Origin of the sequence: Acinetobacter sp. Colony158, from assembly GCF_019264745.1 — a bacterium.
GTDB lineage: Bacteria > Pseudomonadota > Gammaproteobacteria > Pseudomonadales > Moraxellaceae > Acinetobacter > Acinetobacter ursingii.
In genome coordinates, this window is sequence record NZ_CP078523.1 from 1,769,806 (window position 1) to 1,778,023 (window position 8,218).

At 38.5% G+C, this 8,218-nt stretch carries 12 protein-coding genes and 1 rRNA gene; 4 read left to right on the plus strand and 9 right to left on the minus strand.

The window, feature by feature from the left end:
- Window positions 1–14: 14 nt before the first annotated feature.
- Window positions 15–129, plus strand: a 5S ribosomal RNA gene (gene rrf / locus JR005_RS07265).
- Between the two features lie 84 nt (window positions 130–213).
- On the opposite strand, the gene JR005_RS07270 is transcribed toward rrf, so the two are convergent.
- The 9 genes from JR005_RS07270 to rplM all read right to left on the minus strand — a co-directional run bounded on the left by JR005_RS07270 (window position 214) and on the right by rplM (window position 5,793).
- The gene (locus JR005_RS07270) at window positions 214–630 is read right to left on the minus strand and encodes a roadblock/LC7 domain-containing protein (RefSeq protein ID WP_218664806.1); all 417 of its coding nucleotides are present in this window, start codon (window positions 628–630) and stop codon (window positions 214–216) included.
- A 22-nt stretch (window positions 631–652) separates the two neighbouring features.
- Window positions 653–1,195 carry a GTP-binding protein gene (locus tag JR005_RS07275; protein ID WP_218664807.1) on the minus strand — a complete coding sequence of 181 codons (543 nt, stop codon included), beginning with the start codon at window positions 1,193–1,195 and terminating at the stop codon, window positions 653–655.
- Window positions 1,196–1,204: 9 nt separating this feature from the next.
- Entirely contained in the window at window positions 1,205–2,167 is a 963-nt protein-coding gene (locus JR005_RS07280) for a hypothetical protein (RefSeq protein WP_218664808.1), read from the minus strand.
- A gap of 83 nt (window positions 2,168–2,250) precedes the next feature.
- Window positions 2,251–2,610 carry a hypothetical protein gene (locus tag JR005_RS07285; RefSeq protein ID WP_004992387.1) on the minus strand — a complete coding sequence of 120 codons (360 nt, stop codon included), beginning with the start codon at window positions 2,608–2,610 and terminating at the stop codon, window positions 2,251–2,253.
- 391 nt (window positions 2,611–3,001) lie between these two features.
- Window positions 3,002–3,664: a hypothetical protein gene (locus JR005_RS07290; RefSeq protein WP_218664809.1), complete on the minus strand. Its 663-nt coding sequence runs from the start codon at window positions 3,662–3,664 to the stop codon at window positions 3,002–3,004.
- 16 nt (window positions 3,665–3,680) lie between these two features.
- Window positions 3,681–4,115, minus strand: a complete 435-nt coding sequence (locus tag JR005_RS07295; protein WP_044434667.1) for a ClpXP protease specificity-enhancing factor — start codon at window positions 4,113–4,115, stop codon at window positions 3,681–3,683.
- An 11-nt stretch (window positions 4,116–4,126) separates the two neighbouring features.
- Window positions 4,127–4,777, minus strand: a complete 651-nt coding sequence (locus JR005_RS07300; RefSeq protein WP_004995032.1) for a glutathione S-transferase N-terminal domain-containing protein — start codon at window positions 4,775–4,777, stop codon at window positions 4,127–4,129.
- A 188-nt stretch (window positions 4,778–4,965) separates the two neighbouring features.
- Window positions 4,966–5,352, minus strand: coding sequence for a 30S ribosomal protein S9 (gene rpsI / locus JR005_RS07305; protein WP_004992397.1), 387 nt, complete (start codon window positions 5,350–5,352; stop codon window positions 4,966–4,968).
- Between the two features lie 12 nt (window positions 5,353–5,364).
- Window positions 5,365–5,793, minus strand: coding sequence for a 50S ribosomal protein L13 (gene rplM / locus JR005_RS07310; protein WP_004992400.1), 429 nt, complete (start codon window positions 5,791–5,793; stop codon window positions 5,365–5,367).
- A 182-nt stretch (window positions 5,794–5,975) separates the two neighbouring features.
- Here rplM and pdxA point away from each other — a divergent pair, with 182 nt between their 5' ends.
- The 3 genes from pdxA to JR005_RS14690 form a co-directional block, all read left to right on the plus strand.
- Window positions 5,976–6,947: a 4-hydroxythreonine-4-phosphate dehydrogenase PdxA gene (gene pdxA / locus JR005_RS07315; protein ID WP_004995030.1), complete on the plus strand. Its 972-nt coding sequence runs from the start codon at window positions 5,976–5,978 to the stop codon at window positions 6,945–6,947.
- Window positions 6,948–6,970: 23 nt separating this feature from the next.
- Window positions 6,971–7,783 (plus strand): 16S rRNA (adenine(1518)-N(6)/adenine(1519)-N(6))-dimethyltransferase RsmA, encoded by an 813-nt coding sequence (rsmA, locus tag JR005_RS07320; RefSeq protein WP_004995026.1) that lies wholly within the window; start codon window positions 6,971–6,973, stop codon window positions 7,781–7,783.
- 5 nt (window positions 7,784–7,788) lie between these two features.
- Window positions 7,789–8,218 (plus strand): symmetrical bis(5'-nucleosyl)-tetraphosphatase (locus JR005_RS14690; protein ID WP_228731658.1); only part of this gene is annotated, 430 nt, incomplete at its 3' end.

The window sequence follows — 8,218 nt, forward strand, 5'->3', positions numbered from 1 at the left end:
CACCACAACAGTTTGCTGGCGACAATAGCAAGAGTGAACCACCTGATCCCTTCCCGAACTCAGAAGTGAAACCTCTTCGCGCTGATGGTAGTGTGGCGTTAGCCATGTGAGAGTAAGTCATCGCCAGCTTTTAAATCTAAGGCACCCTCATCTTTATACAGATGAGGGTGCTTTTTTTTATCAATAAAATAGATGCAATAAATAGAAAATTAATTAACCTTCTTGCTTAATAATATTTTGACTTGCTTTTTTTAAGCTAAAAAGGAGTTGTCCAAGGAGTACGTCTTTACTACTCAGCGTCACGATAATCATTGGATGTTGAGCTGAAGGTACTGAGGTTAAGACAGCTTTACCATTTTCTGCATCTAAAGTAATACTTTGACACCCAATGAGCTGTATTTCTTTAAGAAAAGCACTCACCATTGCTAAAATAGAGCTACTAACAGCGGCTAGTTTGCTTGCATTGTAATGATTTTTTTTAGTGATCGTTGTGAGTTCAAAGCCATCAGTGGAGCAAAGCATAATAAAATCGATTCCGCGCACGTTATTAATAATATCTTGAACTTCATTCTTTGCGTATTGAATAAGCTCAGGAGGGGCAATTCTTCGTTGTTCTTTTAAAGCAAACATGGCTATTACCTCAAATTTAGTTTCAGCTTGTTAGGTTGTAATTGACTTCTAATGATGCGATAAGTGATTCGACTATCAATAATATGTGATCAGTTTTACGTGCATCAATAAAAAATAGTGGATAAGAATATTGGTTTTGTTTTAGCCAGTCACGATAGATAGAAAGTGGTGTTTCTTTGTTTTGATCGACATGGGTAATGCCAATAGCAATATTATTGCTTTGGGACTTGAAGCTTTCTAAATAAGCTTCGAGTTCTTCTAAAGGTGCTTCAACTGAGTGATCAATGAGTAAAATGACTCCAATCGCGCCCTCACAAATAACACTCCAGATGAAATCAAAACGGGTTTGACCTGGTGTTCCGTATAGCCCAATTTTTACGCCATCTTCGAGTGTAATCTCGCCATAATCAATACCTACGGTTGTTTGTTGTTTTTCATGTGCTGCTTGATCAGTGTTGAAAGCTTCTGTAGCCAATACAGGAATTTCCGACAGTGATTTTATAGCTTCGGTTTTACCTGCTCCCATGCTCCCTGCAAAAACAATTTTATATTGCTGTAAGATCATATATCTTCCTTATATTCCAAAGCGGCGGCGCAATTTACCGAAAAATTTGTTTAAAAAACTTTGGTTTTCATCATTTTGAGTACTCAAATGTTGTGAAAATTTACTTTGTGTTGCCGCAATTTCATTTCCATTATCAGATGCAATACAAGCCGCTATAAATTGTTTCACGGTATGAAGTGGTAGGCTAAGCTGTTTTGCGATTTCAGTGAGTTCAGCGCCTTGAATAAAGCATACACTCAGTCGTAATATATTTTTTTGATTTTTTGTGCTGAAAGGCTGTGGCCAGTAATCTAATTGATAAAATTGGATATCATCTGCCAAAGTGTGTAGTTCGTGAGAATTCCAAACGAGGTTCCATAACCAATTTTCTAACAGATATTCAGACTTGCGTGAAACTTTGACAAAATCAGCGGTCATTGCAAAATCATATTGGAAGCTATGATTAGTCCGGGTGGTGGTTCGAGTCGGCTCTAACCAAGCAATTTGACTTCGTGTATCAATGATTGCCAATGTTCCATGATCATCAAATAAATGTAAACGCGCATTTTGAGGATTGAGCATATGTTTAAAAGTTGACGGTTTTAATATTGAAGTGCTTTGCTCAGTTAGGTTTGTCTTAAATCCTTCATCATCTGATAAATAATTTAATAATCTTAAATGTATCCACTGTTTGAGTGGTTCAATTTTATGATTAAAAGGTAAATACAAAGTATTATTATTGATATCACCCGATAAATTATGGTTTTTTACGATTTTTAAAAATGGAAATTTTTTACTTTTTAAAATTTTTTGAATGCTGTCAGTTTCAAAAAAAGATTCATTAATGAGAAGTAAATCAATATTAGGATCGGCCGCATTTATCCAGTTAATACCATATTGGTCTGGAATAGCATTTCTTAATTCTATTTTTAATTCATCTGAACTTTTTAATCCTAAGCCAGAAATTGCAATATTAATGCAGTGTCCATTCATAATATCTTTTTGTATCTCAACGTTGGACAGTACAAAATTAATAGCCCCTTAAGTCATTTGATTGATTAAAGGGCTAATGATCATTAAGCAAAATCGAGTTCTTTCTCAAACGTTTTTAGTTCATGGCGGGCCATCGCTAAATTAGATTTTGAGCGATCCAAAACTAGATATAAGAAGATATTGCTATTGCTCTCTAAAGGGCGAATAAGATGATATTGCTTACCTAGTGTGATTAATATATCTTCAATTTCATCATTGAGCTTGAGTGCATTTGCAACGCGTCGCTTAGCACGGACAACTTCAGTGTTGCCTGCTGCTGCAAGTTCTAAATCAATATTACCCCCACCTTGAGTCGCTAGCGCTAAACCGCTTTCAGTATCAACTAATGCCGCAGCATTGAAACCATCAATACTGGTTAATCCATCAAGTGATAATTTCGCCATATTTTTACCTATTTATTAAGATATGATTATTTATAATTTCTACTACTCCTGATTTTTATTCAGAGTGAAATAGTAGGAGTTTTTTATTATTCAAAAGTGCCTTGGCTAAATCAATAGTACATATACTAGAACCTGTAATGATGAGTCTTTTAATTGATTAGAATAGCCAAGTTAAATTGAGAAAAATGTATTTTTAAATGCATATTGATCATTTAAACGTGATTTTTATCGCATTAAATTTGATCAAAAAAGCTAAAATTACAAGTGTAACAAATTATATTTTTTAAAAATAATAAATGTGATGAAGTGACATTATTTGTTAACTATAAGGTAAATAAAAAATAAGAGAGTATATACTCTCTTATTTTTTAAACACTCTTTTTAATCTGTCTTAATGAATTAAGTTTGAATATTGGCAATATAAAAAAACCAAAATTGCCAAAGCCACTATTGGCGCCACAATTTTAGACCATGCAGGAATAGATAATTCCTGAATTTCAATCGTGTTATGGTGATTTGTTTCGGTGGGTTGTTGTGCAGTATGGACCATTTGATTAAACTCCTTCATGGTTTCATCTAATGATAGCTCTTCTGAAACTTGAGGTTTAGTCCCAATGAGTTCTGTGAGTTGATTTGTTGACCAAACCCAATCATCAGCCTGTCCAGATAAATGCTCAATTTGACCTGCCAATAGTTCTTTTAACCCAGTGGGACCAAAATTTCCTGTATCATCGAGTTGTTTAATCTCAGAAAATTGTAGTTCCAAAATCTCCATCAATGCCTGTTCTTGCTCTTTAGGGGCTAATTCTAATTGATTGTTTGAGGAGGTAACAAGATGACGAGCAATCTCTTGTAGGTACAAGGGATCAATTTTATGAATTTCTTGGTAAAGTTTATTTTCATCTTCACGCCAGAGTTGAATCAATTTTCCCAAAACCAAGGCATTGAGTTCAAAAATATAATGGCTACGCTTTTCACGTGAATATTGTGAAAATAGCTGAGGCTTTTGAATTTCAGTCTGCTCAGCAAAATAATGTACTAAATCAAAAGCCATCGGATACTCCGTAAATTTAATCTAATAATCGTAAACTTGGTTTTTTCTTAGGTGTTTCAGATTCAACTTGGTCTTGAGTATTTGATTTTAAAGTATCTTCTGTCGTTTGCACATTGGCATATTCGTCAGGGTCGAAGAATAATCCTTGTCCATTTTCACGTGCATAAATTCCCAATAAAGCAGAAATAGGGACATAAATATCACGAGCAACACCGCCAAAACGGGCAGAGAAGCTAACCGCATCGTTACTCATTTGAAATTGATGAACTGCATGAGGGGCAATATTCAAAACAATCTGTCCATCTTTAACAAATTGTTCTGGAACGGAAGTATACGGCTGAGTCGCATCAACCAATAAATAAGGCGTGAGTTGGTTATCACAAATCCATTCATAAATTGCACGTGCCATATATGGGCGGGTAGGGCTTAAATTTATTTCCTGATTTGACATGATAAACTCACTTAACGATTTACTAAGGCACTATAGCGCGTTTTTTCCTGCTGTGTCATGGATTTAACAAAAGCAGGACGACTAAACACACGATTACAATAGAGTAATAAAGGACGAGATTGTTGAGGCGATAATTCAATTCCCATACTTTGCAGCCTGAGAAACATGGGAGCAATCATGCAGTCCAAAATTCCAAAGTTTTCCGACATAAAGTATGGAAAATGCTGAAACAATGGAGCAAGTGAAATTAAAGTATCTTTAAATTCTTTTTGAGTTTTGGCTTTTTGTGTAAGATCCAGAGTATCCGCATGTTTGAGCATGATATCAGCTTGCTTAAACCAGTCCTGCTCAAAACGCCAGATATATTGGCGTTGTTCTGCCCGAGTACTTGGCGCATCGGCATACAGCTTATTTTGTCGATAACGATCGTCGATATATTCTGAAATAATTGCAGTCGAAAATAGTTTTAAATCATTTTCTAGTAGCATCGGCAGTTGATTGTAGGGATTTAAGCTCGCAAGGTCTTCATCTTCATGATCTACTAAAATTAAGTGATGTTTGATTTGTTTTTCTGCGAGTAAAAATCGTATCCAGTGTGAGCGAAAATCATCTGCATGACTATAAAGCGTAATTCCTTGAAGCGATGCATTTTCGACAGACATATCTCAAAAAACTAAAAAACTGGATGGTGTAGGATACTAAAAATACATCTAAAAAGATAATACCCCGTTAAATAAGTTTGGAACATTCGCTTGGCACCTAGCGAGTATTGTAAAGGGCAATAAGTAAAAAATTTTAGATAAAGAAAAACCCCAGAATATCTGGGGTTTTGTCCAACTCGAAAAACGTATTAACGTTTAGAGAATTGAGGACGTTTACGTGCTTTACGTAAACCAAGTTTTTTACGTTCAACTTCACGTGCATCACGAGTAACGAAGCCCGCTTGACGAAGAACTGGTTTTAAAGTTTCGTCAGATGCGATCAAGGCACGAGTAATACCGTGACGGATAGCACCAGCTTGACCACCGATACCACCACCTTTAACAGTGATGTAAAGGTCGTACTTTTCAGTTGCTTCTAACAACTCAAGTGGTTGACGAACAACCATTTGAGCAGTTTCACGACCGAAATATTGCTCTAAAGTACGGTTGTTAATCACGAGTTTACCAGTACCAGCTGATAAGAAAACACGTGCAGTTGCGGTCTTACGGCGACCTGTACCATAATTAGTTGCCATGTGCTTTATCCCTTAGATGTCCAAAACTTGTGGCTGTTGAGCAGTATGAGGATGCTCGCTACCAGCATACACTTTCATCTTCTTGATCATTGCATAACCAAGAGGACCTTTTGGCAACATGCCTTTCACAGCGCGTTGGAAGATTTCTTCAGGTTTGTGAGCAACTAATTTTTCGAAATTAGTTTCTTTTAAACCGCCTGGGAATTCAGTGTGGCGATAGTATTTTTTATCAAGTGCTTTGTTACCAGTCACTTGAACTTGTTCAGCATTGATCACAACGATGTAGTCACCGGTGTCAACGTGAGGTGTATAAGAAGTCTTGTGCTTACCGCGTAAACGACGAGCGATTTCAGTCGCAAGACGACCTAAAGTTTTGCCAGAAGCATCAACAACGTACCAGTCGTGTTGTACTTCAGCAGGCTTAGCGCTGAGAGTTTTCATTACTACTACCTATTATAGTTGGTTTGGACGGTGGAATCTGCCCAAACAAAAGGAGACGAGATTCTAAACGAATCCATCAGCTTTCACAAGAAATAATCGATTTTAAACCACATTATTTTACCCGACGAAACGTTAAAATTGAATATACTGCAATCGATGAAAATTGATACGAGTGCGATTTGATGACACGTCCTTTATATATTACCAGTGGTGAACCTGCGGGGATTGGTCCAGACATTTGTTTAAGCCTTGCTGAACGTTTGGATGAACGACCGCTTGTGGTTCTGGTCGATCAGGATTTAATGCGTCAACGTGCCCAGCAATTGGGAATTGAGGTTGAACTGATTGAGTATCATGGACAACCCAACTCTTGTGAAAAAGGTCAGCTTTATATCGAACATGTTGCTTTACATGTTCCCGTTATTGCAGGGGAGTTAAATTTCCAAAATGCAGCTTATGTGATTGAGCAATTAAAGCGTTCTGCTGAATATGCCATGACGGGGAAAAGTGTAGGAGTAGCAACTGCACCTGTACAAAAATCGGTGATCAATGATGCAGGAATTGCTTTTAGCGGACATACTGAGTTTTATCAGGAGTTTGCAGGCGTTGCCCGTGTGGTGATGATGCTAGCAACTAAAACTCTTCGAGTGGCTTTAGCCACTACGCACTTACCCTTACGTGCTGTTGCGGATGCGATTACAGCTGAACGCTTACATCAGGTGATTGATATTTTGCTGAATGATTTAAAAAGCAAATTTAAGATTGCACAGCCACGAATTTTAGTCTGTGGATTGAATCCTCATGCAGGCGAAGATGGTTACTTGGGTCGGGAAGAAATCGAGGTGATTAATCCTGTGCTTGAAAGCTATCGTCACAAAGGTGTCAACATGAGTTTATGTCTGCCTGCGGACACTTTATTTACCCCTGAACATTTAAAAGAAGCAGATGCAGTTTTGGCGATGTATCACGATCAGGGCTTACCTGTGTTAAAATCACAGGGCTTTGGTGAAGCCATCAATATTACCTTGGGTTTACCGTTTATTCGCACTTCGGTCGATCATGGCACGGCACTTTCGCTTGCGGCTACAGGTTTAGCCAAAAGTTCAAGTTTGCAGGTTGCGGTCGATCTGGCGCTAGATTTGGCGCGTCAATAACTGATTTATGTTGGAATGTTTTTATGTATCAAATTAATGCCCTAAACCCGAAAGAAGAAGGGCATAAAGCTCGTAAGCGTTTTGGTCAAAACTTTTTGCATGATCAGCGTGTGATTGCCAAAATCGTGCGCTCAGTCAATCCGCGTCCTGGTGATAATATTGTCGAAATTGGCCCTGGTCTGGCCGCCTTGACTTCGCCACTGATCGGGGAGTGTGATGCGCTGACAGTGGTTGAACTGGATCGAGATTTGGCAGCGGGTTTACCTGAGCGCGTACCGCATCCAGAGCGTTTAACTATTATTGAAGCAGATGCACTCAAGTACGATTTTAGCCAATTAGCGCAAGAGGGTCGTCCACTGCGTGTTGTGGGAAATTTACCCTATAACATTTCGACCCCATTACTTTTTCATCTTTTGGAATTTGGCGACAAAGTCAAAGACATGCACTTTATGCTGCAAAAAGAAGTGGTCGAGCGAATTACAGCCGCACCCAATACCAAAGAATATGGTCGTTTGTCGGTGATGATTCAATATTATTGTCAGCCGACATTTTTGTTTGAAGTGCCTGCTGGCGCATTTAATCCGCCGCCGAAAGTGACCAGTGCGGTCTTTCGCTTGGTTCCTTATCTTGAAAAGCCGATTGTAGCGAAGGATGAAAAAGCCTTATCGCGGTTGGTTGCACATGTATTTACCCAGCGTCGTAAAACTTTAAGAAACAGTTTAAAAGGAATGTTGGATGAGGATGGTTTTGTACAAGCGGGTGTTGACCCAATGGCACGCCCTGAAACTTTAACGCTAGCGCAATTTGTGGCGTTATCTGATCGTATGCTTGGGTAATTAAGATGTCTAAACGCTATAACTATGTGATTGGTGACGTACAAGGCTGCTTTGAAGCATTAAAAGCCTTACTCAAAGAAATCCGCTTCGATCCTGATCAAGACGTGATTTGGTTCGCAGGGGACTTAGTGGCACGTGGAGAAAACTCGGTCGGCACTTTACGCTTTGTTAAAAAATTAGCAGAACGTGGTGCAGCTTATACCGTGTTGGGAAATCATGATTTAACTTTAATTGCGACTGCGCGTGGCTTTAAAAAAATCAAAGTGAAGGATAACACGCAGCAAGTTTTCGATGCGATTGATGGAGATGAACTGATTGATTGGTTACGTCGTCAGCCGTTGTGTTTATTTCCAAATGATCAAACGATTTTGACCCATGCTGGCATTCCTTGTATCTGGACGGCTGAAAAAACCGCGCAATTGGCTCAAGAAGTAC